This is a genomic window from Halomonas sp. DP4Y7-1, from assembly GCF_019800705.1.
Classification (GTDB): domain Bacteria; phylum Pseudomonadota; class Gammaproteobacteria; order Pseudomonadales; family Halomonadaceae; genus Halomonas; species Halomonas litopenaei_A.
Window position 1 is genome coordinate 382,490 of record NZ_JAHVKS010000003.1, and the last position, 24,334, is coordinate 406,823.

The 24,334-nt window shown below is 62.4% G+C and carries 24 protein-coding genes and 1 pseudogene; 3 read left to right on the forward strand and 22 right to left on the reverse strand.

What is annotated here, in order from left to right:
* Positions 1 to 22: 22 nt before the first annotated feature.
* The 4 genes from KUV72_RS08180 to KUV72_RS08195 form a co-directional block, all read right to left on the reverse strand.
* Positions 23 to 1,306: a TRAP transporter large permease gene (locus KUV72_RS08180; protein ID WP_206942263.1), complete on the reverse strand. Its 1,284-nt coding sequence runs from the start codon at positions 1,304 to 1,306 to the stop codon at positions 23 to 25.
* Positions 1,307 to 1,340: 34 nt separating this feature from the next.
* The gene (locus tag KUV72_RS08185) at positions 1,341 to 1,919 is read right to left on the reverse strand and encodes a TRAP transporter small permease (RefSeq protein ID WP_206942264.1); all 579 of its coding nucleotides are present in this window, start codon (positions 1,917 to 1,919) and stop codon (positions 1,341 to 1,343) included.
* Positions 1,920 to 2,117: 198 nt separating this feature from the next.
* Positions 2,118 to 3,140 (reverse strand): TRAP transporter substrate-binding protein DctP, encoded by a 1,023-nt coding sequence (gene dctP / locus KUV72_RS08190; protein WP_206942265.1) that lies wholly within the window; start codon positions 3,138 to 3,140, stop codon positions 2,118 to 2,120.
* Positions 3,141 to 3,273: 133 nt separating this feature from the next.
* Positions 3,274 to 3,801, reverse strand: coding sequence for a TIGR02444 family protein (locus KUV72_RS08195; RefSeq protein WP_222162190.1), 528 nt, complete (start codon positions 3,799 to 3,801; stop codon positions 3,274 to 3,276).
* Positions 3,802 to 3,876: 75 nt separating this feature from the next.
* Between KUV72_RS08195 and KUV72_RS08200 the strand changes: the two genes are divergently transcribed.
* Positions 3,877 to 5,829, forward strand: coding sequence for an ABC-F family ATP-binding cassette domain-containing protein (locus tag KUV72_RS08200; protein WP_222238059.1), 1,953 nt, complete (start codon positions 3,877 to 3,879; stop codon positions 5,827 to 5,829).
* On the opposite strand, the gene KUV72_RS08205 is transcribed toward KUV72_RS08200, so the two are convergent.
* From KUV72_RS08205 to thiD, 5 genes are all read right to left on the reverse strand, one after another.
* Positions 5,812 to 7,227 carry a uracil-xanthine permease family protein gene (locus KUV72_RS08205; protein WP_222237979.1) on the reverse strand — a complete coding sequence of 472 codons (1,416 nt, stop codon included), beginning with the start codon at positions 7,225 to 7,227 and terminating at the stop codon, positions 5,812 to 5,814. The genes KUV72_RS08200 and KUV72_RS08205 overlap by 18 nt on opposite strands.
* 114 nt (positions 7,228 to 7,341) lie before the next feature.
* Complete coding sequence (gene dtd, locus KUV72_RS08210; RefSeq protein WP_222237980.1) at positions 7,342 to 7,779, reverse strand: D-aminoacyl-tRNA deacylase; 438 nt, start codon at positions 7,777 to 7,779, stop codon at positions 7,342 to 7,344.
* Between the two features lie 70 nt (positions 7,780 to 7,849).
* A complete protein-coding gene (locus KUV72_RS08215; RefSeq protein ID WP_222237981.1) occupies positions 7,850 to 8,470 on the reverse strand; it encodes a chalcone isomerase family protein in 621 nt (206 codons plus the stop codon).
* Between the two features lie 97 nt (positions 8,471 to 8,567).
* Positions 8,568 to 9,413 carry a universal stress protein gene (locus tag KUV72_RS08220; protein WP_206942271.1) on the reverse strand — a complete coding sequence of 282 codons (846 nt, stop codon included), beginning with the start codon at positions 9,411 to 9,413 and terminating at the stop codon, positions 8,568 to 8,570.
* A 138-nt stretch (positions 9,414 to 9,551) separates the two neighbouring features.
* Complete coding sequence (gene thiD / locus KUV72_RS08225; RefSeq protein WP_206942281.1) at positions 9,552 to 10,382, reverse strand: bifunctional hydroxymethylpyrimidine kinase/phosphomethylpyrimidine kinase; 831 nt, start codon at positions 10,380 to 10,382, stop codon at positions 9,552 to 9,554.
* A 59-nt stretch (positions 10,383 to 10,441) separates the two neighbouring features.
* Between thiD and KUV72_RS08230 the strand changes: the two genes are divergently transcribed.
* Entirely contained in the window at positions 10,442 to 10,870 is a 429-nt protein-coding gene (locus KUV72_RS08230; RefSeq protein WP_206942282.1) for a YqaA family protein, read from the forward strand.
* A 235-nt stretch (positions 10,871 to 11,105) separates the two neighbouring features.
* Here the strand turns inward: KUV72_RS08230 and KUV72_RS08235 are convergent, their stop codons facing one another.
* The 6 genes from KUV72_RS08235 to KUV72_RS08260 all read right to left on the reverse strand — a co-directional run bounded on the left by KUV72_RS08235 (position 11,106) and on the right by KUV72_RS08260 (position 17,106).
* The gene (locus KUV72_RS08235; protein ID WP_206942283.1) at positions 11,106 to 12,209 is read right to left on the reverse strand and encodes a TRAP transporter substrate-binding protein; all 1,104 of its coding nucleotides are present in this window, start codon (positions 12,207 to 12,209) and stop codon (positions 11,106 to 11,108) included.
* 416 nt (positions 12,210 to 12,625) lie between these two features.
* Positions 12,626 to 14,029, reverse strand: coding sequence for a TRAP transporter large permease subunit (locus KUV72_RS08240; protein WP_206942284.1), 1,404 nt, complete (start codon positions 14,027 to 14,029; stop codon positions 12,626 to 12,628).
* Positions 14,030 to 14,590, reverse strand: coding sequence for a TRAP transporter small permease subunit (locus KUV72_RS08245; protein ID WP_206942285.1), 561 nt, complete (start codon positions 14,588 to 14,590; stop codon positions 14,030 to 14,032).
* 215 nt (positions 14,591 to 14,805) lie between these two features.
* Positions 14,806 to 15,630, reverse strand: coding sequence for an endonuclease/exonuclease/phosphatase family protein (locus tag KUV72_RS08250; RefSeq protein ID WP_206942286.1), 825 nt, complete (start codon positions 15,628 to 15,630; stop codon positions 14,806 to 14,808).
* Positions 15,630 to 16,268, reverse strand: coding sequence for a thiol:disulfide interchange protein DsbA/DsbL (locus KUV72_RS08255; RefSeq protein WP_222237982.1), 639 nt, complete (start codon positions 16,266 to 16,268; stop codon positions 15,630 to 15,632). The genes KUV72_RS08250 and KUV72_RS08255 overlap by 1 nt, the downstream gene beginning before the upstream one ends.
* A 217-nt stretch (positions 16,269 to 16,485) precedes the next feature.
* Positions 16,486 to 17,106: a c-type cytochrome gene (locus KUV72_RS08260; RefSeq protein ID WP_206942289.1), complete on the reverse strand. Its 621-nt coding sequence runs from the start codon at positions 17,104 to 17,106 to the stop codon at positions 16,486 to 16,488.
* A gap of 242 nt (positions 17,107 to 17,348) precedes the next feature.
* Between KUV72_RS08260 and yihA the strand changes: the two genes are divergently transcribed.
* Positions 17,349 to 17,954: a ribosome biogenesis GTP-binding protein YihA/YsxC gene (gene yihA, locus KUV72_RS08265; RefSeq protein ID WP_206942291.1), complete on the forward strand. Its 606-nt coding sequence runs from the start codon at positions 17,349 to 17,351 to the stop codon at positions 17,952 to 17,954.
* 63 nt (positions 17,955 to 18,017) lie between these two features.
* On the opposite strand, the gene KUV72_RS08270 is transcribed toward yihA, so the two are convergent.
* The 7 genes and pseudogenes from KUV72_RS08270 to argH all read right to left on the reverse strand — a co-directional run bounded on the left by KUV72_RS08270 (position 18,018) and on the right by argH (position 24,248).
* Positions 18,018 to 18,752: an HAD family hydrolase gene (locus KUV72_RS08270; protein ID WP_315857870.1), complete on the reverse strand. Its 735-nt coding sequence runs from the start codon at positions 18,750 to 18,752 to the stop codon at positions 18,018 to 18,020.
* Positions 18,746 to 19,705 (reverse strand): tyrosine recombinase XerC, encoded by a 960-nt coding sequence (locus tag KUV72_RS08275; RefSeq protein WP_222238061.1) that lies wholly within the window; start codon positions 19,703 to 19,705, stop codon positions 18,746 to 18,748. Before KUV72_RS08275 ends, KUV72_RS08270 begins: the two co-directional genes overlap by 7 nt.
* Positions 19,695 to 20,414 carry a DUF484 family protein gene (locus KUV72_RS08280; protein WP_206942293.1) on the reverse strand — a complete coding sequence of 240 codons (720 nt, stop codon included), beginning with the start codon at positions 20,412 to 20,414 and terminating at the stop codon, positions 19,695 to 19,697. The genes KUV72_RS08275 and KUV72_RS08280 overlap by 11 nt, the downstream gene beginning before the upstream one ends.
* Positions 20,415 to 20,501: 87 nt before the next feature.
* Positions 20,502 to 21,335, reverse strand: coding sequence for a diaminopimelate epimerase (dapF, locus tag KUV72_RS08285; protein ID WP_222237983.1), 834 nt, complete (start codon positions 21,333 to 21,335; stop codon positions 20,502 to 20,504).
* Entirely contained in the window at positions 21,335 to 22,612 is a 1,278-nt protein-coding gene (lysA, locus tag KUV72_RS08290; protein WP_222237984.1) for a diaminopimelate decarboxylase, read from the reverse strand. Before lysA ends, dapF begins: the two co-directional genes overlap by 1 nt.
* A 107-nt stretch (positions 22,613 to 22,719) precedes the next feature.
* Positions 22,720 to 22,836 (reverse strand): annotated as a pseudogene (lptM, locus tag KUV72_RS20045) (LPS translocon maturation chaperone LptM); the annotation flags it as partial.
* Positions 22,833 to 24,248: an argininosuccinate lyase gene (gene argH / locus KUV72_RS08300; RefSeq protein WP_222237985.1), complete on the reverse strand. Its 1,416-nt coding sequence runs from the start codon at positions 24,246 to 24,248 to the stop codon at positions 22,833 to 22,835. The pseudogene lptM and the gene argH, both read right to left, overlap by 4 nt.
* Positions 24,249 to 24,334 lie beyond the last annotated feature (86 nt).

Genomic DNA, 24,334 nt, shown 5'->3' on the forward strand with positions numbered 1-24,334 from the left:
TTCTCCTTGAGCCGTAGCTGTGCTATCGGAAGGCAATATCACGCAGGAACAGCGCAATCTGCGGGAACATGATCAACAGCGCTGCTGCCAGGATCAGCAGGAACACGAACGGTGGCGTGCCTTTGATCACGTCCAGATAGGGGCGCTTGAAGATCGCGATGGCGGTAAATATGTCGCAGCCAAACGGTGGCGTGGCCGACCCTATGGCCACCTGCAAGGTGATCAGGATGCCGACCAGCACGGGATCCAGGCCGGTCGCCTCGATGGCTGGCGCAAAAATGGGCGTGAGCACCAGGATCACCACGATCGGATCCACGAACATGCAGGCCACAAAGAAGGCCACGCAGATCGCGATGAGCACGCCGGTGGGCCCCGCCTCATTGATACCCGCTGCCTCCAGCAAGGCCTGGGGGATCTGGGCGAAGGAGATGATCCATGAGAAACCATTGCCTACGGCCACCAGAATGAACACCACGGCGGTGATCAGCCCCGTGGATTTGGCGATCGCATAGATATCGCCCATCTTCAGCGAACGGAACACCACGAACTCGAGCAACACCGCGTACAGTACGCAGGCAGCCGCCGCTTCGGTGGGGCTGAAGATGCCGCCGTAGATGCCGCCGACAATGATGACCGGGAAGCCCAGGGGCCATAGCGCCTGTCTGACGGACGCCAGTCTCTCGCCCCATGACGCCTTGGGTTCTGTCGGTACATCGCGAATCACCGCGTAGGCCACGCAGTAGAGAGAGAACATCAGTAGAATCAGCAGACCAGGACCAATGCCTGCGATGAACAGTTCGCCGATGGATGTTCCGGAAATGACGCCATAGATGATCATGCCGATGCTCGGCGGGATCAGGAAAGCAATGTCACTGGCGTTGATGATCAGGGCCAGGGTGAAGGAGTCGGAATATCCCGCCTTGAGCATGCGTGGACGCAGCGGTGAGCCGACGGCCACCACGGTCGCCTGGGTAGAGCCCGATACTGCACCGAATAGCGTGCAGGAGGCGGCGGTGGACACCGCCAGTCCACCTTTCACATGGCCGATAAAGGCCATGACCATATTGATCAGTCGCTCCGCCGACTGACCGCGGGTCATGATATCGGCGGCAAGGATGAACATCGGCACCGCGATCAGTGAGGCTGGTCTGATGCCGGCCATCATCTGCTGAATCAGTGTATCCATCTGATCCAGCCCGTTGAACATCATGAAGAAGCCGATCACCGCGGCGGTAATCAGCGGAATCATCATGGGAAAGCCCAGCAATAGCAGGGCAATCATGGTTGTGACCATTATCGTTGTCATTGGGCCATTTCTCCTGCGGCTACCGTCACATCACTCATACTTCGGTCTCCGTGTCCTTGTAGCCATCCACTACGCCTGTCGACAGGTAGACGTCGTGGGACGTCAGATTCTTGATGGCCGTCAGCAGGTACTGGATGCCTGTGATCAAGAAGCCCAGCGGGACCCACAGGTAGATCCAGAAAATCGGAATTCCCAGCGCGGGGAGGATGCGCCCCTTGTCGTAGAGGTCGAGGATGTAGATCACTGAGTAGTAGAGCAAAAAGAACATCACCAGTGAGGTGAACAGGGCAATGACCACCATCAGGACGCGGCGCCCACCTACCGGCAGGGCATCGTAGATGGCAGACATGCGGATGTGTCGGCCATGGCGCGCGGCGTAGCCGATGCCGGCAAAGGTGATCATGATGATCAAGATTCGGTTGAGCTCACCGCTGAAGAAGATGCTCTCGCCAAATACAAAACGCCCGATCACGTTGATGATGGTGTTAGCTGCCATCAGCAGCACGCCGACGGCCAGAATGGCGGCCTCCAGCTTGCTGATCGCGTTGTCGATGGTGCCCAGAAAACCAGGCAGCCCCGAGTGATAATTCTTTTCGGATTCTTCGTCGGTCATGTGGCAATCCTTGGTCGGGGGGTACCGGGTGAGAGACACGGGTCTTCACTGTAGCCCTGCCAGCAGCGTAGTGGCCGCGAGGCGCTGATGCCGATAGCGCCTCCAACGCTATGTGTACGCAGACCGGCAGTCGTGCAAACAAAAGGGGGCAGCCAGACTGCGGCTGCCCCCTTGGGAGCGGTCTCGTGGTGACGAGGTTTAACCCTCGCTGCCCTGCACCGCTTCGAGGTCGGCCTTGAACTGGTCAAGCAGCGTCTGACCGCCTTCACCGGTCATCTCGATGAACTTCTCCTCAACCTGAGGAGCGCGATCACGGAAGGCTTGGATCTGCTCTTCGTCCAGACGCGTCACGGTGACCTCGTCGGAGGCGTCCTGGATCTTGGCCAGCGACTCCTCGGCAAGCCCCTTGATGTGCTCGATGGTGGTGTCGTAGGCAGCATCGGTCGCATCCTGGACCAGTTGCTTGTCTTCGTCTGACAGGCCCTCGTAGAAGTCCTGGTTGGCCATCATGGCGGTGGTGAACCAGCCGTGTCCGGTGAAGGTCAGGTTGGGAGACACCTCATACAGACCGCCTGACTCGATCCAGAAGATCGGGTTTTCCTGGCCGTCGATGATGCCGGTCTGCAGACCGCCATACACCTCGCCCCAGGGCAGCGGGGTCGGCGTGGCGCCAAAGGCGTCGTAGGTCTCTGCCAGCAAGGGGTTGGTCATGGTCCGGATCTTCTTGTTATCGAAGTCTTCCGGTGAAGTGATCGGCTCGTCGGCGGTGACCACCATTTCCCCTTCCGGGTACATCTGCAGAAGCTCTAGCCCATGCTCTGCGTAGAGCTCGGGGAACATCTCGTTGATCGCTTTGCTCTCGTCGAAAAACGTGAGAACGGTGCTTTCATCGGTGGGCAGCAGGTAGGGGATAAAGAAGATCTGGGCTTCTGGAATCAGGGCGCCGGTGAAGCCGGGGGACTGGTTGACGAACTGCAGGATACCGTTCTGGGTCTGCTCCATAATGTCGTCAGATTCGCCCAGCTCGCCAAAGCGATAGACCTGGACGGAATGGTCGGAATTGTCTTCAACGTACTGCTTGAACGCCTGAGCAAAGACGTCCTGGACATCGCCCTCGTACTCCTCGTGGGCGTAGCGCCAGTTGTCAGCCATGGCAGTGGAGGAAAGACCCAGCATCAGTGCGCCGATACTGGCGGTGGTCAACAATTGTGTTGCCTTCATTCTTGTGGTTCCTCTGCAGGTGTTGGAGCTAGGGGCAGGTTGAGCGCGCACTGAAAAACGCGCTACACCGCTTTGGCTTCAGCGGGTTAGATTCTGCAAAAAATGCAGTAATTCTCATGCAGTTAAGTTCAGGCTAGCGCGCTGAAGGAAGAGGGTCAAGCTGGCTTTCCATGCTTCTCAGGGCCGTAAATTGCGTTTTTTTCTGTCGTTCGCTGCAAGAAAGAAGAACTTTTTCAAGGCGTGGTCTTGGCTCTGGCAAGGGGGTAAAAGCAAGCCCCTCAAGGCTAATTTTCATGAGCATCTCGAGGCATTGACGCTCCGCTTCGAGTTCTGCGCGCTGGATGCTTGAGCGCACACTCGCGATGCTCGGTTCGTGCTGGGCGGCACGCTTGAGTTGGCGACGAAGCTGGCGCAATGGAACCGTCACCGTTTGCTGCCAGTCGCTGACGTCCGCTGGAACCGGGCCTGTCGTGGCACCATGGCGAAACAGCCAGCAGCGCCAGATCAGCTCACACACATCCCAGCCGTGCTCGTCCTGCAGGATCAGGCACGCCGGCTCTACCCCCGGCCTGGCATAGAGAGCCAGGGCAAACTCCCATAGCGGGTCTGAGGCTAGACGGGGACGCAGCTGCGCGGCGAATTCGGTAGAATCGGTGGGCAAGATGACATCCTTCCTTATTTTCAGTCAGATGCTCGCGGGTAACAGGCCCGACGGGCCTAGTTCGATGGAGCCATGATGATTGCACTGCGCCAAGTCACCCTGCAACGTGGCGCCGAGCCACTGTTCGAAGGTGCCGACCTGACCCTGCATGCGGGGCACAAGGCCGGTATTGTGGGGCCCAATGGCGCCGGCAAGTCGAGCCTGTTCGGGCTGATCCTGGGCGAGATCGGCGCCGACAAGGGCGCGATTGAAATGAGCGGCGGTCAGCGCATCGCCCATATGGCCCAGGAGGTCGAGGCGCTGACCCGGCCCATCGTGGAATACGTGCTGGATGGCGATGCCGAGCTGCGCCGCACCGAAGCGGCTCTGGCCTCCGCCCAGACGGAGGGTGACCATCATCGCGAGGCGGAGCTGCATGGGGCCATCGAGGCGCTGGATGGCTACAGCGCGCCGGCCCGTGCCGCCCAATTGCTGGTGGGCCTTGGCTTCGCTCAGCAGGACCTGGACAAGCCGCTGTCGGCATTCTCCGGCGGCTGGAGAATGCGCGCCAACCTGGCGCGCACCCTGTTCATGCCCTCTGACGTGCTGCTGCTGGATGAGCCTACCAACCACCTGGACCTGGATGCCCTGCTGTGGCTGGAGCAGTGGCTGACGCGTTACCCGGGGACTCTGCTGCTGATTTCTCACGATCGCGACTTTCTCGATGCCGTCTGTGACCACATCGTTCACTTCGATCGTCGCCAGCTGGTGCTGTATCGGGGCAATTACACGACCTTCGAGCGCACCCGCGCCGAAAAGCTGGCGCTGCAGCAGGCCCAGGCCGAGAAACAGCAGGCCAGGCGGGAGGAAATCGAAAAATTCGTCGCTCGCTTTCGCTACAAGGCGACCAAGGCACGACAGGCGCAAAGCCGCTTGAAGATGCTCGAGCGCATGGGCGATATCGCCCTTGCTCACGTCGATTCTCCGTTTCATTTCACCCTGCCGGCGGCAGAGAAGACCTCCCACCCGCTGCTGGTGATCGACGATGCCGCGTTAGGCTATCAGCAGGCGGACGGCGGTCAGCGCGTTCAGCTGTCCAACGTCAAGCTGACGCTGTTGCCGGGCCAGCGTATTGGTCTGCTTGGGCCCAATGGCGCAGGCAAGTCCACTCTGATCAAGTCGTTGACCGGCGACCTGCCCCTGCTGGAGGGGCGGCGTGTGCCCGGCGAACACCTCGCCGTAGGCTACTTTGCCCAGCACCAGCTGGAAGGCCTCGATCTGCAGGCGTCGCCGTTCACCCACGTCCAGCGTTTGTCGCCCAAGGCCGCTGACAGCGACATCCGTCAGTTCCTGGGAGGCTTCGGGTTTCCGGGCGACGATGTCTTTGCCAAGGTCGATACCTTCTCTGGGGGCGAAAAAGCGCGCCTGGCCCTGGCCTTGATCGCCTGGCAGAAGCCCAATCTGCTGCTGTTGGACGAGCCCACCAACCACCTCGATCTCGAGATGCGCGAAGCGCTGACGGAAGCGCTGGCGTCCTTTGATGGCACGGTTATCGTGGTGTCCCACGACCGCCATCTGCTCAAGGCCACGGTGGACGAGTTCTGGAAGGTGGCGGACCACCGGGTAGAGCCCTTCGACGGTGACCTCGAGGACTATCGCGTCTGGTTGAAGACGCGCCTGGAGACGGCCCGGCGCATCGCCCGGGAAGAGAAGGCCGACAAGGCGGATGCCGCGCAGGCAGCACCCAAGGAAGACCGCAAGGCCTCCCGCCGAGCCGCCGCCGAGCTGAGAGAGAAGCTAAGGCCCCTGAAGCGCGAGCGTGATCGTGCGGAAAAGGCCATGGAGGGTGTGCAGGCTGAGCTCGCCGAGGTCGAGGAACGGCTGGGGGACGCGTCGCTGTACACCGATACCGCTCGCAAGCAGGAGTTGACCGAATGCCTGGGTCGCCAGGGCGAGCTCAAGGCTCGCCTCGACGACCTTGAGGCCGAGTGGCTGGCCGCCGAAGAGGCACTCGAGGAGATGCAGGACGCGCTAGCGAGCGGAGACTGAGGGGGCTTCCTCGGTGTGTCCGGGCGAGGCCGCATCCTGTGCATCCATTCGCGCCGCCATGCGCTGCCGTTCTGCCTGCTCGTCTGCCAGGCTGGTCTGCGGCAGCATCAGGTTGAGGGTGACGGCGCTGAGGGCTGCCACCACAATCGGTGAGCTGCCCAGAGCGAGCTGCAAGGTACTCGGGAGGGCCTGCATCGCTTCAGGCGCGGCGGCCAGGCCGAGCCCCAGTGCCAGGGACAGGCTGGCGATGGTCATGTTGCGGCCTGACAACTCATCCCGCGTCAGCAGTTGGATGCCTGTCATGGTGATCATTCCGAATACCGTGATGGTAGCGCCCCCCAGCACGGGATAGGGAATGGTGGTCATCAGCGCGCCGAACTTGGGAATCAGCCCCGCCGCCAGCATGAATACCGCTGCCAGTGCCAGTACGGAGCGGCTGACGACCTTGGTCATGGCCACAATGCCGACGTTTTGGCTGAAGGACGCTGTCGGCAGGGCGGCGAACAGCGCGCCAACCAGGGTACAGATCCCGTTGCCAAGCAGTCCTCCCGAGAGTTCCCGATGATCCAGCTCACGGTTCATGCCACCGATGGTGGTTGCCGACAGGTCGCCAATGGTCTGGACCGAGTTGACCACGCAGATGATCACCATGGACAGGATGGCGGCAGGGGCGAAGTCGAGCGATACCGGTAGCAGGCGTGGGGCGCTGAACCAGGCAGCCTGCTTCACGGCAGTGAAATCGACCATGCCAAGGGCCAGTGCCAGAACGTAGCCGACCACGATGCCGCAGATGATCGCCGCCAGCTTGATAAAGCCTCGGCCGAATTGGGACACCCCCAATACGACGGCGAGCGTGACCAGGGCAACCAGCCATTGCTGTCCGCTTCCATAGTCGGGGCTGTTGCGTCCTCCGGCCATGTAGTGGATGGCGATGTCATACAAGGATAGGCCGATGACCAGCACCACCACGCCGGCGACCACCGGCGGGAAGAGATGCCGCAGCGGTCGAATGCCGATGCCCACCAGCAGCATGGCGATCCCGCCACACAGCTGGGCGCCGAGGATACCTTCCAGGCCAAACTGTGCGCCTACCGCCGTCAAGGTGGGGACATAGGCGAAGCCCACGCCAAAGATGGTCGGCAAGCGGGCGCCGAAGCGCCAGACACCAAACAGCTGGATCAACGTGGACACCGCTGACGCCATTAGAGAGACCTGAATCAGCATCAGTGTTTGGGCCACCGGTGCACCCACGGTGCCCGCCACGATGATGGGCACGGTAATGGTGCCCATGATCATGGCGAGGATGTGCTGCAATGATAAAGGCAGGGCACGGCTCATGGGGGGCCTGCCGTGGAAGTCGAAGACCGAGCGGCTGGCGACATGTCGCTGGTGTGTCATGGATACGGTCATCCGTTGTTATTGTATACAGATGATTGTGGTAAATGTTTCCATGAACATCAAGCGACGTTTTCGACGACGGTCATGTCAGCGTATTGCGACGTGTCACGACCCCTAGCTTTCGAGCAGGAAGGTCACCGGACCGTCGTTGACCAGCGCTACCTGCATGTTGGCTCCGAACTGTCCACAGGCGACGGGGCTGTGGCGCTGGTTCGCCAGATCGAGCAAGTAGTGGAAGAGGCGTTCGCCTTCCGCAGGAGGGGCTGCGCTGGAAAAACTGGGTCTCAGGCCCTTGCGTGTGTCAGCCGCAAGGGTGAATTGCGACACCAGCAGGAGCCCGCCGCCGGCCTGCTGGAGGTTGAGATTCATCTTGTCATCGTCGTCGCCGAACACACGGTAGTGCAGCAGCTTGTGCAGCAGCCGTTCGGCCGCCGCCTCGTCGTCGCCTTTCTCGACGCCTACGAGGGCCAGGAGGCCGTGATCGATGGCGCCAATGGTGCGATCGTCGACATCGACGCTGGCGCGCCTGACGCGCTGAATCAGAGCTTTCATGATGCGAGTGCCTTGGCTGAAAAGGGCATCAGCCTAGCACGGAGAGGTAAGGGTAGGCAGAAGGCGCCGGTCAGCGCCCGAGAAGCGCATCACGGAAGCCATCGTCCAACGGATCGCTGCCCAACCAGATGGCGAACATGGCGATGGCCAGTTCCAGGTTGGGGCTCTGGAACAGCGGCGTTCCATTGAGCGAGAGGGTGAGCTGCTCGCCGCTCCAGCGCAAGGCGTAGCGATCCCCAGGCTGAACGTCGCGATAGCTGTCTGTGAGCCGAGATAGCTCTGAGCGCACGCTGGCGAAACTCACCTCGTTGACCTGCTCGCGCACCGTGCGAGTGGTCGCCTCGGCGAAGTCCTCGGCGTCGATGGCATGGAAGTAATGCAGCACCAACTGTCTCGGGACATCGGATAGCGGCGCCGGTCGAGGAAAGCCTGCGGCCTGGTAGTAGGCGCCGGCGTAGGCGTCCCACACCATATAGGTGAACAGGCCATGACCGAGCATGTCGTAGCGCCGGTCACCTTCAATCGTTCGCGCAAAGCTGGCGTCCTTGACCTGTACCTGCGGTGCGTTCGCGGTGGTGGATTGGGCGTCGGCTTTGGGGGGCAGCGCCATGGTCAGTGTCAGACACGTCATGAGGCTGATGGCGGCAATCAGTCGAGTGAGCGGATGTTGCTGGGGCTGGCGCGGGGGCATGAGACACGTCCTCTGGCACGATGTTGTACAGATCATGGCAAAGGATGCGTTGCTTGTACAGGTTTTGTATATCTTGCTGCGCCTTACCCGTCGGCGATTACCAGGCTCGACACAGCATGATGTCGCAGCGCGGCTCTGCCAGCAGGCGCTTGGTGATCTGGCTGCGACGTCCAGCCTGACTGCGGTTGCCCAGTGCCAGCAGGTCAGGAGGTTGGCGCCGGAGATGGGCGATCAGTACATCCAGTGGATCACCTTGCTCCAGTACCAGCTCCAGCTCAGGCACTCGTTCAAACTCTGCCATCAGCTGATCAATTTCATGTTCGAGCTGGTGTCGCAGGCGAATGACTTCCCGGTCGCGCCATTGGGCAAACTCCGCGTCGGAGCCCAGCTCGCGCTCGCCAGGCACGTCCCAGGCGTGCAGAAGCTCGAGGCGTGACTCCGGGAAATGACGCAGGGTTTCGCGTAGCGTGCGTCGGCAGGTCAGCGAGAAGTCGACCGGCACGAGGATGTCAGTCCATGGGGCAGAGGGCGGTTGGCTGACGGTCAGCACCGGACAGGGTGCGCTGAGCAACACTCTGGCCAGGGTGGTGCCACCGATCAGGTCAGGGTGACCCCGCTTGCGGTGAGTGCCGAGAATGATCATCTCGGCGCTGCGCTCGTGGGCCTCGCGTATGATTTCGGCGTAGGGAGCCCCGGTCACGGTCTGCACCAACAGAGGCGGTTCATTCAGCGCATAGTCTTCACGCAGATCCGTGGCGATGGCATGGATGTCATCGACGACGGCACCTTCCAGGTCACGCAGCACCCGCCGTGGCAGATAGGGGTCAAGGACGTGAAGTACGTCCAGGCGTGCGCCCATGTCGTTGGCCAGGCGAATGGCACGGCCAAAGGCGGAGCGGTTTTCGGCTGACAGATCACAGGCAAACAGCAGGGAGCGAGTCATGGCTCTGCCCTCAGAACGCCAGTGGAGGAACCTTCAGCATGGGTGGGCATGCCGATTCGCGCAAGCGCTCCAAGGTACCACTGCTGTCAGCGCATGATGATCTGATCCCTAAGCCTGGACGACAACAGAAGGTAGCGGCTACCACCAGGCGTGGAAGTGGTGAACCGGGCCCCGCCCGTGCCCCACGGACAGCCGGCGACTGGCATCCAGTGCCTGGTGCAGCCAGCGCTTGGCATCGCCGATGGCGTCGATAATCTGGGCTTCCTGGGCGTCGTGCGGCAGGTGTGCCAGTTTGGCGGTGATGGCAGACGACAGCGCGCAGCCTGTGCCGTGCAGGTTTTGAGTATCGATGCGTGGCGCTGGTAGCCACCGCTCCCCGGTGGGTGAGGCGAGCAGGTCAGGGCAGCTGTCACCGTCGAGGTGGCCTCCCTTGAGCAGGACATAGGGCGCCGATAGCGCGGTCAGTGCTGGCAGCATGGCTTCCATGTCATCTGCACTGGTGGGGATGGGCCGGTCAAGTAATACGGCAGCCTCGGGCAGGTTGGGCGTGATGACGTCAGCCAGCGGCACCAGAATGTCGCGTACGGCGCTAATCCCCGCCTCGTCGACCAGAATATCGCCACTCTTGGCGACCATGACCGGGTCCAGCACGATCCAGCGCGGACGCCGGGCCTCGAGCGCTTCGCGCAGCACCTCGGCGACGTCGCGGCTTGCCACCATACCGATCTTGACCGCGTCGACGCGGACATCATCGAGCAAGTGGTCGAGCTGAACGCGGATGCTGGCGGCCGTCACCGGGTGCACCTCGCGGACCCCACAGGTATTCTGCGCGATCACCGCGGTAATCACATTGGTGGCATAGGTGCCTAGCGCCGACAGCGTCTTGAGGTCACCTTGCAGACCTGCGCCACCGGACGGGTCAGAGCCGGCAATGGTCAGAGTGTGGGGGATGGCTGTGAGCTGGGACATGAACGGCACCGGAAAGTCAGCAGGACCCACAGGATACAAGAGACCAGGTCGAGGGAGCCATGTTCAGTCTGTTTGTGGTAGCGATGGCCAGTGCGACCTTGTTGCCGGGCGGCTCCGAGGTGTGGCTGACGGCACTGTGGTGCCGTGGCGAGTCGCCGTTGGCACTGTGGTGGGTGGCGACGCTGGGCAACACCTTGGGGAGCTTGATCAACGTGGGTCTGGGGCGCTATGCCACCCACTACGTGGATCGGCGGTGGTTTCCGGCATCGCCGCAGGGACTGGCGCGGGCGCAGCGCTGGTATCGCAAGGGGGGAGAAGCCAGTCTGCTGCTGGCCTGGGTGCCGGTAATAGGAGATCCACTGACCGTGCTGGCGGGAATCGCGCGGCTACCTTGGTGGCGCGCGCTGGTGTGGATTCTGGTGAGCAAAGGGGGGCGCTATGCGCTGGTATTGTGGTTAGCGGACAGCTACTTCTCGTGTGGCGCCTGAGCCTGGACCAGGACCTACCACCAAGCCCTATAGCCGGGCCCTATAGCCGGGCCCTAGAGCCAGGCCCTATAGCCAGGCCCTATAGCCAGGCCCTATAGCCAGGCCCTATAGCCAGGCCCTATAGCCAAACCCAGGCTTGACGGAAGCCCCGGCCCAGCCGGGGATAGCAGAAGGGCTGCCGAATGGCAGCCCTTCTGCTGTCGATATCACCGCTGACGGCGATGGTCGACGCGGATCACTCCTGCCCGAGACTGGTGCCGCCGTCCGGGTTACGGGCGTTGTAGTAGGCCTGTTCGGAAATGGCGTGGTAATTCACGACCTTGTCCTGAAACTCGCGATAGGACTCGTAGATGCGGCCGGCGATATCGCTGGAGTCGGCGAGTTCCTGCACGACCTCGGCGGAAATCTCCTGAGCCTGAGCAAGGACATCATCAGGCAGCTTGCGCAGCTGAACGTCGTGCTCGTTGATCAGCGTTGCCAGGGCGTCGTTATTACGTGCGGTGTACTCGTCGAGTACGTCCTGGTTGACGTCGCGAACCGCGCTACGCAGGATCGCCTGCAGGTCGGCAGGCAGTTCTGCCAGAGCGTCATCGTTGATGATGGCTTCGAACATGACCGTGGGCTCATGCCAGCCCGGGTAGTAATAGTATTCGGCGGCCTGGTGAAGGCCAAAGGCCAGGTCGTTATAGGGGCCGATCCACTCGGTGGCGTCGATGGCGCCGGATTGCAGCGAGGTGAAGATTTCGCCGCCTGGCATGTTGACGATGGCCACGCCCATGCGGTTCATGACCTCGCCACCGAGGCCAGGCATACGCATCTTGAGACCGTCCAGGTCGGCGACCGAGTTGATCTCCTTGTTGTACCACCCGCCCATCTGCACCCCGGAGGCGCCGGCCGCCATGACTTCTACTCCGAAGTCGTCGTAGAGCTCGTTCCACAGCTCCAGGCCGCCGCCATAGTGCAGCCAGGCATTCATTTCCTGAGCATTCATGCCAAACGGAACGGCAGCGAAGAACTGGGCAGCGGGTGCCTTGCCCTTCCAGTAGTACGACGCGGAATGGCCCATCTGCGCGGTGCCCTCCGCTACTGCGTCGAAGACCTCGAAGCCGGGAACCAGCTGGCCGGCGCCGAACACTTCAATGGTCAGTCGACCGTCCGACATTTCTTCCACCAGCTTGGCCAGGCGCTCCGGGCCTTGGCCAACGCCGGGAAAGTTCTTGGGCCAGGACGTTACCAGTTTCCACTCGAAGGTGTCCTGAGCCTGTGCCTGGGCACCGATCAGCATAAGGCCGGTGGCACTGGCGAGGGTAATGGCCTTGGCGATTGAGCTGCGTTGCATGTAAGTCCCCTTTTATATGGTGTTGGCGTTGTCGGGACCTGCCGGCCGGGGTAGGGCCAGCGGGTGAATGGCGCTGCCGGGATGTCGGCAGCGTCATGATGCTCGGTCATGCGTCTTGTTGATATAGCCCTTTGATAGGGCTCTTGGATATAGCCCTTGGGTATAGCTCTTGGCTATAGCCCTTTGATATAGCGTGTAGGCAAGGGTCGCTATGGCGATGCAGCTACTATAGATGCCGCGCCGTGGTGCACGTGACTGGCGCCGTCCACGCATCGCCAACGCGGGGGCCATTGCGTGCGGTATGCGCACGCCCATGGCCATGATGATGCCCCGTGTTCCTGTCTGAAAGCGCCGGAAAGCACCGGGAGCCGCTTGTGACCGCGCTCTCCCGGCCTCCTTGAGCAGCACATCCCGAGTTAGAACTGCTCCGGCAGCCAGGTGGCAAGGCCCGGGAAGAACGCCAGCGCCAGCAGCATTCCCAGCTGCAGTACGATGAACGGAATCACACCACGATAGATGGCAGACGTCGGAACGGATTCCGGAGCGACCCCGCGCAGGTAGAACAGCGCGAAACCAAACGGTGGCGTCAAGAACGAGGTCTGCAGGTTGATCGCGATCATGATGCCGAGCCAGATCGGGTCGAGGCCCATGGCCAGCAGAATGGGGCCGACGATCGGCACGACCACAAAGGTGATCTCGATGAAGTCGAGAATGAAGCCGAGCAGGAAGATGACCAGCATCACGATGATGGTGGCACCGACGACGCCGCCAGGCATGTTCTCGAACAGGTGAGTCACCAGTTCCTCACCCCCGTAGGCACGAAATACCAGCGAGAACAGGGCCGCCCCAATCAGAATGAGGAAGACCATGGTGGTGACATGGGTGGTGGAGCGCAGCACTTCCTTGAGGGTGGCCATGTCGAGGCGACGATAGGCCAGGGCCAGCACGAAAGCACCGAAGGCACCAACGGCGGACGCTTCTGTGGGGGTTGCCAGGCCGGTCAGGATAGAGCCCAGTACCGCGACAATCAGCACGATGGGTGGTACGAGCCCCTTGAGCAACAGTAGACCCAGGCCCGAGGTATGGCCCATTTCCGCCATCAGCTCCTGGCGATCAGCCGCGGGTGCTGCGCTGGGCTTGAACATCGCCACCAGGCTCACGTAAACGATGTAGACCAGCACCAGAATCAGGCCTGGCACCAGCGCACCCATGAACAGATCGCCGACGGACACCGTCTTGGGACTGAAGATGCCCATGGACAGCTGGGCCTGCTGATAGGCGCTGGAGAGCACGTCGCCGAGCAGGACCAGGGCGATGGACGGGGGAATGATCTGTCCTAGCGTGCCGGTAGCGCAGATAGTGCCGGTGGCCAGGGACTGGCTGTAGCCACGCTTCAGCATGGTGGGAAGCGACATCAACCCCATGGTGACGACGGTGGCACCGACGATCCCGGTGGAGGCCGCCAGCATCATGCCGACGATGGTCACCGAGATGCCCAGTCCCCCGCGCAGCGAGCCGAACAGCAGTGCCATGGCGTCAAGCAGGGTCTCGGCGACCCGGGACTTTTCCAGCAGCACGCCCATCAAGACAAACAGCGGCACCGCCAACAGCGTCGTGTTGGTCATGATGCCGTAGAGTCGATTGGGGAAGGCGTTGAGATAGCTGCCATCAAAATTGGCGTCGATACCGATGGACTCGAGGCCGAAGCCAAGACCGGCGAAGGCCAGCGCGGTGCCGGCCAGCGACAGCGCGACCGGATAGCCGAACATCAGGACCGTACAGATGACCGCGAACAGCACCAGTGGCATGAACTCCAGCATTTACAGGTGCTCCTCGTTGGCATCGTGGGGGGCTTCGTCTGGGGTCAGGCGCCCGCTAAGGATGAGAGAATTGCGGCAGATTTCAACGATCCCCTGCAGGATCATCAGTAGCGCAAAGGCCGGTATCAGGGTCTTCAGCAGGAACACGCCGGGGATGCCGCCGGCATCGGGGGAACCCTCGAAAATGGCCCAGGATTTGCCGACGTAGCCAAGGCTGGTGGCGATGACGAACACCATCACCGGAAGCAACAGGAACAGCGTGCCCAGCAGATCGACCAGGGCTTTTTTACGTGCCGACATGGCCCGGTAAAAGATATCGACGCGCACATGTCCGCCATGCCGCAGGGTGTAGGCCGCCGCCAGCATGAAGACGGTGGCATGCATGTACATCACCGATTCCTGCATGGGAATGCTGTTGACGCTGAAGGCATAGCGCAGAATGACGATCAGGAACTGAATGATCATCATCGCCAGAATGAGCCAGGAGAGGCCTCTACCCAGGCGTTCGATCAAGGCGTCGAGGGCCGCCAGTGGCCCCGGCAAGCCGGAGGTTGTGGACATGTGAGCTCGCAAGATAGTGTCAGGGCGATCTTGTTTCAGGCAGCGCATCCGCGCGCGGGGAAGCGCGGAGCGGCCTGGCGTCTTGGATAGTGTTGCACGCGGGACCCGTTGCACAGGGTGGCGCGCATCAACGCTGACTATACGGCAGGCAAGGTAGCACTGTCATGGCATCGAAAGTCGAGCCTTGCCGCGGTATCGGTCGTGTGATGCTCGGTTCAGGCGAGTTGTTGGGAATGGCAGGCGCGAATGGCCTTCAGGCAGGGATCTGGCAGGCGAATATCCACCGCGACGGGCAGATGGTCGGAAAACAGCCGGTCGAGGACCTCGACCTCGTCGGCCTCGAGAGAGGACGACAGCAGAATATGGTCCAGCGCACGACTGGGGCGCCAGGACGGGTAGCTCAGCGGCGGATGCACCGGATGCAGCGGCAACGATGCGCAGAATCGATCATGGGCATGCAAGCGCTCTGGTGTGCAGTTCAGATCGCCCATCACCACCACATGCTTGAGGGGCTGGATCAATTCACTCAAGTAGTCGAGCTGCAGGTTCTGGGTGCGCTGGCCGAGGGCCAGGTGTGCCACAAAGAGGTGTAGCGCCTCGGGGCCCTCACCGAAGCGAGCGTGGATGGCACCGCGGCCGGGAAGCGTTCCCGGTAGTCGGTGTTCCTCGATACGGCTAGGTGTCAGGCGCGACAGCAGGCCGTTGCTATGTTGCGCGATACGGCCGAGATTGCGGTTCAGCTGCTGGTAGTGGTGAGGGAAGCCTCCTTGCCGTGCCAGGTAGGTCAGCTGATTCACCTGGCTCGAGCGAAAGCTGCCCCCATCCACCTCCTGCAGTCCCACCATGTCAAAGTGCGACAGCACCTCAGCCATCATGTCCAGGCGACGTTGCCGCTGGGGATGTGGCAACAGGTGCTGCCAGCTGCGCGTCAGATAATGGTGGTAGGCCGAGGTTTGAATGCCCACCTGAAGGTTGAAGGTCACCAGTCTCAGGTGACCTCCTTCGAGGGTAGGGTGATGTTCCTCGGCCAGGGAGCTCATTACTGCGCGGCCTCGCGTTCTTCGCGAACCTGCTCCACCAGCGCTTCGGCGATGCGCGGCATATTGTCGAGGCTGCCAGCGTTGCTGGGCGATACGATGTAGCGGCCATCGACGATCAGTGCCGGAACGCCCATCAGCTGCAGGTTACGCATGGTCGCGCTGGCGCGGTTGATCTGCGATTTGACGCCGAATCCATCCAGGGCCTTGAGGGCATCCTCTTCGCTGACGCCGTAGTCGCTGAAGAAGGCCGCAATATCGTCCGGGTCGGTCAGCTGCTCGCCTTCCTGGTGGATGGCATCAAAGAAATCCTCGTGGACCTCGTCGAGAATCTCCAGCTGTTGGGCAGCATAGAAGGCGCGAGCGTGCTTGACCCAGGTTTCCCCCAGGGTGGCCGGCATGCGTTCGAATTCCACGTCCTCTGGCAGGTCTGCCACCCAGGCGTTCAGCGGATCTTCCAGCGCGTAGCAGTGAGGGCAGCCATACCAGAACACCTCGGTCACGTTGATCTTGCTGTCATCGCTGCCCAGCTGAACAGTGTTGGGTGCAACGGTGTAGTCCTTGCCTTCAGTGACCGGGGCAGCAGCAGCCATGGTGGACAGGCCCAGGCCTACCAGGCCCATCATCAGTGACTTCAGCATGTCAGTATGTCTCCTTGAAATAGACGGTGTACTTCCGCGACCGGCGAGCAGCAGTTCTGCTCCCCTGAGGCTGAAGCCACAAAGCGAACGCTGTTTTGAGTCTACAACGTTAGAAGGGTTCCCGAATATCCCGAATGGCCATGGGGTTGCCGCTGAGTGTCGCCAAACGCAAGCGGGGCGGCTCAAGAGCCGCCCCGCTGATCCGCCAGAAAGATGGTCAGTGCAGTCCTTGCACGTAGTTGGCCACAGCTTCCATGTCGGCGTCGCTCATCTTGGCGGCGATATCCGACATCATGCCGCCAGGACTGTTGGCACGATCACCGGAGGCGAAGGCCTTCAACGTAGTGACCACATACCCCGCGTGCTGTCCGGACAGTGCCGGATAGACCGCGGAGCCTATACCACTGCCGGTGGGGCTATGGCAGGCACTGCAGGCGGGTATGCCCTTGGCGAGATCGCCCGCGCGATAGAGGGCTTCGCCGCGTTCCAGCAAGGCCTCGTCGTCCTTGGCCTGGCCCACCACCGGCTCCTGGCCGGCGAAGAAGGCGGCCACGTCCCAGGCGTCCTGGTCGCTGAAGTTGTCCACCTGACCAGCCATCTGGGGTACCAGACGATGGCCATCTCGAATATCGAGGATCTGCTTGGCCAGATAGGAGGCCTGCTGTCCTGCCAGATTGGGGAAGGTTGGCGCGATGCTGGCGCCGGTCTGGCCGTGACACGCGGCACAGGCGGTTGCCTTGTCGCGTCCAGCGGCGGCGTCTGCGTCACTCTGAAGATCGGCATGGGCGGCGCCAACGACGCCGATGGAGATTGCCAGGCTTGCCAGTAACTGTCTCATCGCTAGTTCACTTATGCCGTTATGATGTTTTCACGGTCCTGCGGGGCGTGGCCTTGAGGCATGCCCGAGTTGCAGGAGGAAGCGCCCGCGCTGAGGCCGGTCGCTGGCAACAGCAGCACAATGGTAAGATGGGTCTCCGGGTCGCAGCCGCCTCAAAGCTTACTATAACCAAACACCCTGAGGGCGGGAATGCCAGGGCCCTCGCCCCTACTTTTGACCACCGTCAGGATTTCTTCCATCTCATGGCTTTCAATTACTCCTTGGCCCGATTTCTTACCAGCGCCCCTACCCTTGCCCGCTGCCCTGAAGACAGCGGTGTGGAAGTGGCCTTTGCGGGTCGTTCCAATGCGGGAAAATCTAGCGCCATCAATGCGATAACCCAGCAGAAGGCGCTCGCCAGGACGTCCAAGACGCCGGGACGCACACAGCTGATCAATGTCTTTTCGCTGGGCGACAACGTGGACCGGCGTCTGGTGGATCTGCCGGGATACGGCTACGCCAAGGTGCCTGAAAAGGTAAAGTTGGAGTGGCAGCGTCACCTGGCGGAGTACCTGCAGAAGCGCCAATCACTGCGCGGCCTTGTGCTGGTGATGGATGTGCGGCATCCGCTGACCGAATTTGACCTTGCGCTGCTGGATGTGGCGGACGAGCGAGATCTCCCGGTCCATATCCTGCTGACCAAGGCAGACAAGTTGAAGCAGGGCGCGGCCAAGAATGCGTTGCAGCAGGTGCGGTCTCGTCTGCGCGAGTGGGAAGACCTGGTCAGCGTCCAGTTATTCTCGGCACTCAAGCGTCAGGGGGTTGAAGACGCCCATCGACGTCTGGATGGGTGGCTCGACCAGGACTGAGCCTGCCAGGGTTGTGGCTCAGCACCTATGGTGCGAGAGCTCTCGGTGTGAGAACACGCCCCTTCAGGACAGCAGGGCCTCTAGCTCGGTGACACAGGTCAGGTGAAAGACGCCGGCAGGCAGGTCCGTCACCTGCGTCTGTGTCGGCGCGATCCAGGCGGCCTGCATGCCTAGCCGTCTGGCAGGCAGGATGTCCTCCTCCCATGAATCTCCCACGTGCAGTGCTCGTTCAGGGCGCACGTTCAACCTCGCCAGCATGGCCAGGAAAGGGCGTGGGTCGGGCTTTGGGGCCAGCATTTCACCAGCGGCGATACGCTCATGAAAATGCCGTGCAATGGCCAAGCGCTCAAAGGCCACATTGCCATTGGTGATGCTGCCGAGCCGGTAGCGTGAGGCGAGACGCTCCAGCATGGCGTCGGCCCCGGGGAAGGGCGTGACGTCGATGCGCAGCTGATGGAACTGCTGCATAGCCCGTGCCGCCCACTCGCCGGCGCTGTCCTGATCCAGGCCGTTTTCGACCAGCAGCTGAACCAGGCTGTGCTCGCGCAGCCAACTGAAGTCGCCGCGTCGGGACCAGTGCTGCCGAGCCATGGCCTGGCGTGCCGCGAGATAGCGCTCAAGATTGATGGGGCCGGTGGCAGGCTCGCCTCGGCGGGCCTGCCACGCAGCAAGCTGGGTATTCAGCCAGTCGACGTGGCCGTGCTCGGTGCGCTGCATGACGCCGGCGTTGTCCCACAGCGTATCGTCTAGATCAAAGGTGATGGCTTCCAGCCGAGACAGGTATGCGGGCGCTAGCACGGTGTCTCTCCAACAAGGTCAGGGTCATCAGGGTCTGGTGCGGTGCTGGCCGGCCTGCGCCGAGCCCTGGGGTGGGCGCGATCGTAGCTCTCCGACAGGTGCTGCCAGTCCAGGCGGGTATAGACCTGGGTGGTCGACAGGTTGGCGTGGCCGAGCAGTTCCTGAACTGCACGCAGGTCCTGGCTGGACTCGAGAAGATGGCTGGCAAAGGAGTGACGCAGTCGATGAGGGTGGAGGTGCTCGGGGAGGCCGCGACGGCGCGCTTGAGTGACCAGGCGCGCCTGAATGGCGCGATGACCCAGGCGTTTCCCGTGCTGTCCGACGAACATGGCCCGCTCGCCATCAGCAGCCAGCGATCCTCGCAATGTCAGCCATTGCTCGATGGCGGCTCTGGCGCGGGAGCCCACGGGTACCTGGCGCGGCTTGTTGCCCTTGCCGACGACCCTGACGCTGGCGCCATGCACATCCCCCAGATCCAGCGCCGATAGCTCCGCCAAGCGCAACCCACTGGAGTAAAGCAGCTCCAGCATGGCCTGATCGCGCACCGACAGCACCGAGCCGTCATGGGGGGTGTCGAGAAAGCGGGCAAGAAGGTCCACATCGACGGGGCGAGGAAGGTCGTTGGGCGCCTTGGGGCCCTGACTCAGGCCCACCGGGTTGTACGCCAGCTGTCCGCAGTCCACCAGATGACCACAGAACCGGGACAGTGCGGCACGGCGGCGCTTGAGACTGCGTGCAGCCAGCCCTCGGCTGCGCTCGGAGGCCAGGAATCGCCGCAGTTCCTTGGCCGTGATGAGGTCATCCTCTGGCGCTGACAGGCTCTGCTGTGCCCGCCAGTCCAGATAGGCGGCCAGGTCTCGTCGGTAGGCGTCGACCGTGGCGCCGCTGGCCGTGCGGGCAAGCTCGCTCAAGAAGTCCGCCACCGCACGATCAAGCGGAGGCTCAGCCGCCATCATGCTCGCTCAGTCGGACGCTCAACCGTACTAGCACATCGGCCAGATACTCGGTGAACAGGGTGTCCATGCTGGCGCGGAAGTGGTCCGGGTCGGCGCTGGCCAACACCACGAAGCCCTGGGGTTCGCCCAGGGTCATGCGGGCGATCGCGCAGGAACCGGACTTGGTCGGCGCCTTGGCATGGGGCACCAGTCGCTTCCAGTCGGTGGGCGTCAGGCGTGTGCAACGGCTGGCGCGGCCATCGAGCAAAGCGGTCAAGCGCTGACCCGTGTGCTCGTCGAGGACGTGGCGCGGCGCCTGAGGCGGGCGCGGGTCGCGATCGGTCAAGCTGGCGGGGCACCAGACTGCTACTGCCGGAGTCTGGAAACGCTCGCTCAGCTGGGTCGCCAGCGCCTGCCCCAGGGCATCGTTGTCCTGGGCCTCGAGCAGCGCCAGCACCAGTTCTCGGGTTCGACGGTACTGGGCTTCATTGTGTCGGGCCGAGTCGAGCAATTGTTCCAGGCGCAGTTCAGCACCCTCTGCGCGTTTGCGCAGATCGTAGACCAGGCGCTCGAGCAGAGAGGTCGCACCCTGAGTTTCCGGATGAGGCACCTTCAGGCTTTGCAGCAAGCCTTCACGGCCAACGAAAAAGTCCGGATGGCGCGCCAGCCATTCGGCGACCCGGTCCGGATCCAGCGTCTTGCGAGGCTCTGGGGCGGCTTGGGGCATGCGCGTCTCCCTGTGTAACGGTCGGTGTCAAAGTGTCAGCCATGCTGGCAGCTTAGCGTAGTCGGGGAGCGTCCAATACGTAAGAGATCAACGTAGCGGGATGCGACCATCAAACACTCGCTCGGCAGGCCCGGTCATGATCAGCGGCTGGTCTTCTCCGGCCCAGCGTATGCTCAGGTTGCCGCCAGGCAACGCCACCGATACCGGGCTATCCAGCAGACCCTGGCGAATACCGCAGGCGACTGCGGCGCAGGCGCCGGTGCCGCAGGCCAGCGTCTCGCCACTGCCGCGTTCGAACACCCGCAGACGGATGCTCTGGCGCGACAGAATCTGCATGAAGCCGACATTCACCCGGCGCGGAAAGCGCGGATGATGCTCGATCAGCGGGCCCAGACGCTCTACCGGGGCGCTGGCCACATCATCGACGCGGATGACGGCATGAGGGTTGCCCATGGAGGCGACGGCGATGTTCAGGGTCTCTCCGTCCACCTCCAGCGTATGCAGCAACTGGTCAGCGTCGGCGTCAAAGGGCAGCGCGGCAGGAGCAAAGCGCGGTGCGCCCATGTCCACGCTGACCTGTTCGTCTTCGTGCACGTCAAGGACCAGCGGCCCTCCGGCGGTCTCGACATGGATCTGGCGTTTATGGGTCAGGCGCTTGTCGCGCACAAAGCGGGCGAAACAGCGCGCTCCGTTGCCACAGTTTTCCACTTCGCTACCGTCGGCGTTGTAGATCCGATAGCGAAAGTCCATGTCGGGATCTCGCGGCGGTTCCACCACCAGCAGTTGATCAAAGCCAATGCCGAAGCGGCGATCGGCGAGGCGGCGAATGTCTTCCGTCTCGATACGCGCGCGCTGGGTGACCAGGTCGATGACCATGAAGTCATTGCCCAGGCCATGCATCTTGGTGAAGTGCAGCAGCATCAGCGCGACTCTCCGGCGGCGTCGGGCAGTGATTCACCTGCCCACAGGTCTTCAATGCGTTCTCGCTGCCGCACGACCTGCCAGCTGTCTCCATCCACCAGCACTTCCGCGGGGCGCGGCCGGCTGTTGTAGTTGGAGGCCATGACGAAGCCGTAGGCACCGGCCGAACGCACCGCCAGCAGGTCTCCCGGCGCCACGGCGAGACGACGTTCCTTGCCCAGGAAGTCGCCGGTTTCACATACCGGGCCGACCACATCATAGATATCGCTGTCGCGCTGCTGGCGCGTATCGACCTCAATGATGGCCTGCCATGCCTGATACAGCGACGGTCGAATGAGGTCGTTCATTGCCGCATCGACAATGGCGAAGTTCTTGGTTTCACCTGGCTTGAGATAGGTCAGGCGGGTCAGCATCACGCCGGCATTGGCGGCGATCGAGCGACCAGGCTCGAACAGCAGCGTCAGCCGTTCACCACCTTCCCAGCGAGACAGGCGCTCCAGCAACTTCGAGGCATAGTCGAAGGGCGCCGGGGGCGTCTCGTCACGGTAGGGCACGCCAAGGCCACCGCCCAGGTCCAGGTGGGACACCTCGATGCCTTCTTCGCGCAGACGGTCGAGCAGCACCAGCAGGCGTTCCAGGGCGTCCAGGAAGGGGGCGATCTCGGTCAACTGTGAACCGATATGGCAGTCGAGGCCTTCGATGCGCAGGTTAGGCAGCGTCGCCGCCAGGCGATAGACCTCAAGGGCGTCGTCGACGGCGATGCCGAACTTGTTGTCCTTGAGGCCGGTAGAAATGTAGGGATGGGTACCGGCGTCCACGTCCGGGTTCACCCGCAGCGAGACCGGGGCGACCTTGCCGAGACGACCGGCGACCTGGTTGAGGACCTCGAGTTCCGGACGGGACTCGACATTGAAGCACTTGATGCCGACCTCAAGGGCGCGAGCCATTTCGCCAGGTTGCTTGGCAACCCCGGAAAACACGATCTTGGCGGGGTCCCCGCCCGCTGCCAGGACGCGCTCTAGCTCGCCCTCGGAGACGATGTCGAAACCGGCTCCCTGGCGTGCCAGAACGTTGAGTACGGCCAGGTTGCTGTTGGCCTTCACGGCATAGCAGATCAGGTGTGGATGATCACCAAGGGCTTCCTGGTAGGCCTTGAAGTGGCGCTCCAGGGTGGCCCGTGAATAGACGTAGCAGGGGGTGCCCACCTGGTCAGCGATGCGCGCAAGGGGGACCGCTTCCGCGTGGAGCTCGCCCTCGCGATAGTTGAAGTGATCCATGCTCAGCCGTCGCTCCCTTCAGTGTTGCCGTCTTGATCCTGATCTTGGCCCTGGGCGTTGCCATCTTCACCCTGGTCGTCCTGGTCCACGCTGTCGCGAGGGCCGTAGCGCTCTGCGGCCTCCTCGTCGCCTGGCAGGTACAGCGGGCCCTTTTGTCCGCAGCCGGCCAAGCTGGTCATCGCCAGCAGCAGTATCAGCAGCAGTGCAGAGGTAGCGCGGCTCATTGGCGGGCTCCTTGGTCAGTGGCGATGGCCTTCAGCGCATCGCGAGCCCGCTGGGCAGCGGCGCGGACCTGGTCGGGGGCGGTGCCTCCGATATGGCAGCGGGCTGCTACCGAGCCTTCCAGCGTCAGCACATCAAAGACATCGTCGCCGATGGTATCGGAGAACTGGCGCAGTTCGTCGAGGCTCATGTCCGACAGGTCCTTGCCGCTCTCGATGCCATAGGCGACCGATTGACCCACGATTTCGTGGGCGTCGCGGAAGGCGACGCCCTTGCGCACCAGGTAGTCGGCCAGGTCGGTGGCGGTCGAGAAGCCCTTGCGTGCAGCCTCGCGCATGGAATCGCCCTTGGACTCGATGGCCGGCACCATGTCGGCAAAGGCGCGCAAGCAGCCCTTGACGGTGTCCAGGGTGTCGAGCAGCGGCTCCTTGTCTTCCTGATTGTCCTTGTTGTAGGCCAGCGGCTGAGACTTCATCAGCGTCAGCAGGCCCATCAGATGACCATAGACACGACCGGTCTTGCCGCGCACCAGCTCAGGCACGTCGGGGTTCTTTTTCTGCGGCATGATCGATGAGCCGGTGCAGAAACGGTCCGGCAGGTCGATGAAGTCGAACTGGGCGCTGGTCCACAGCACCAGCTCTTCACTCATGCGCGACAGGTGCATCAGCAGCAGGCTGGCGAAGGCGGTGAATTCAATGGCGAAGTCACGATCGCTGACGGCGTCCAGGCTGTTCTCGGCGGGGCGCTCGAAGCCCAGCAGCTGAGCGGTCAGGTGGCGATCGATGGGGTAGGTGGTACCCGCCAGCGCGGCGGCGCCCAGGGGCAGCACATTGACCCGCTTGCGGCAATCCAGCAGGCGCTCATGATCCCTCGCCAGCATTTCCTGCCAGGCCAGCAGGTGATGGCCAAAGGTGACCGGCTGGGCCGTCTGCAGGTGCGTGAAGCCCGGCATGATGGTATCTGCTTCGCCGTCGGCCAGCTCGATCAGCCCGGCACGCAGCCGTGCCAGTTCGCTGGCGACCAGATCGATTTCTTCGCGCAGGTAGAGGCGAATATCTGTCGCCACCTGGTCGTTACGCGAACGGCCGGTATGCAGCTTCTTGCCGGTGATGCCGATCTTCTGCGTCAGGCGCGCCTCGATATTCATGTGCACGTCTTCCAGTGCCACCGACCACTCGAAAGTGCCTTCGGCAATCTCGGTCTCGATCTCCTTGAGGCCGGTCACGATGGCGTCACGCTCTTGTTCGCTCAGCACCCCTACCTGGGCCAGCATGGTGGCATGAGCGATGGAGCCCTGAATGTCGTGGCGTGCCAGGCGCTGATCGAAGTCGACCGAGGCGGTGAAACGGGCGACAAAGGCATCGGTGGGTTCACTGAAGCGTCCGCCCCAGGACTGATTGGTGGTCTGGCTCATTGAAGGACTTCCTGAATGACGATGCGATGGCGACGGGCGCGACGTCGGGCCTGCAGGCGAGGACAGTGTCGGGAGCCGCTGTCGAG

Excerpts from the sequence above, each read along its gene's own strand:
- KUV72_RS08180 (WP_206942263.1), bottom strand. The coding sequence starts at position 1,306 with ATGACAACGATAATGGTCACAACCATGATTGCCCTGCTATTGCTGGGC.
- KUV72_RS08185 (WP_206942264.1), bottom strand. The coding sequence starts at position 1,919 with ATGACCGACGAAGAATCCGAAAAGAATTATCACTCGGGGCTGCCTGGT.
- dctP (WP_206942265.1), bottom strand. The coding sequence starts at position 3,140 with ATGAAGGCAACACAATTGTTGACCACCGCCAGTATCGGCGCACTGATG.
- KUV72_RS08200 (WP_222238059.1), top strand. The coding sequence starts at position 3,877 with ATGATTGCACTGCGCCAAGTCACCCTGCAACGTGGCGCCGAGCCACTG.
- KUV72_RS08205 (WP_222237979.1), bottom strand. The coding sequence starts at position 7,227 with ATGACACACCAGCGACATGTCGCCAGCCGCTCGGTCTTCGACTTCCAC.
- dtd (WP_222237980.1), bottom strand. The coding sequence starts at position 7,779 with ATGAAAGCTCTGATTCAGCGCGTCAGGCGCGCCAGCGTCGATGTCGAC.
- KUV72_RS08215 (WP_222237981.1), bottom strand. The coding sequence starts at position 8,470 with ATGCCCCCGCGCCAGCCCCAGCAACATCCGCTCACTCGACTGATTGCC.
- KUV72_RS08220 (WP_206942271.1), bottom strand. The coding sequence starts at position 9,413 with ATGACTCGCTCCCTGCTGTTTGCCTGTGATCTGTCAGCCGAAAACCGC.
- thiD (WP_206942281.1), bottom strand. The coding sequence starts at position 10,382 with ATGTCCCAGCTCACAGCCATCCCCCACACTCTGACCATTGCCGGCTCT.
- KUV72_RS08230 (WP_206942282.1), top strand. The coding sequence starts at position 10,442 with ATGTTCAGTCTGTTTGTGGTAGCGATGGCCAGTGCGACCTTGTTGCCG.
- KUV72_RS08235 (WP_206942283.1), bottom strand. The coding sequence starts at position 12,209 with ATGCAACGCAGCTCAATCGCCAAGGCCATTACCCTCGCCAGTGCCACC.
- KUV72_RS08240 (WP_206942284.1), bottom strand. The coding sequence starts at position 14,029 with ATGCTGGAGTTCATGCCACTGGTGCTGTTCGCGGTCATCTGTACGGTC.
- KUV72_RS08245 (WP_206942285.1), bottom strand. The coding sequence starts at position 14,590 with ATGTCCACAACCTCCGGCTTGCCGGGGCCACTGGCGGCCCTCGACGCC.
- KUV72_RS08250 (WP_206942286.1), bottom strand. The coding sequence starts at position 15,630 with ATGAGCTCCCTGGCCGAGGAACATCACCCTACCCTCGAAGGAGGTCAC.
- KUV72_RS08255 (WP_222237982.1), bottom strand. The coding sequence starts at position 16,268 with ATGCTGAAGTCACTGATGATGGGCCTGGTAGGCCTGGGCCTGTCCACC.
- KUV72_RS08260 (WP_206942289.1), bottom strand. The coding sequence starts at position 17,106 with ATGAGACAGTTACTGGCAAGCCTGGCAATCTCCATCGGCGTCGTTGGC.
- yihA (WP_206942291.1), top strand. The coding sequence starts at position 17,349 with ATGGCTTTCAATTACTCCTTGGCCCGATTTCTTACCAGCGCCCCTACC.
- KUV72_RS08275 (WP_222238061.1), bottom strand. The coding sequence starts at position 19,705 with ATGGCGGCTGAGCCTCCGCTTGATCGTGCGGTGGCGGACTTCTTGAGC.
- KUV72_RS08280 (WP_206942293.1), bottom strand. The coding sequence starts at position 20,414 with ATGCCCCAAGCCGCCCCAGAGCCTCGCAAGACGCTGGATCCGGACCGG.
- dapF (WP_222237983.1), bottom strand. The coding sequence starts at position 21,335 with ATGCTGCTGCACTTCACCAAGATGCATGGCCTGGGCAATGACTTCATG.
- lysA (WP_222237984.1), bottom strand. The coding sequence starts at position 22,612 with ATGGATCACTTCAACTATCGCGAGGGCGAGCTCCACGCGGAAGCGGTC.
- argH (WP_222237985.1), bottom strand. The coding sequence starts at position 24,248 with ATGAGCCAGACCACCAATCAGTCCTGGGGCGGACGCTTCAGTGAACCC.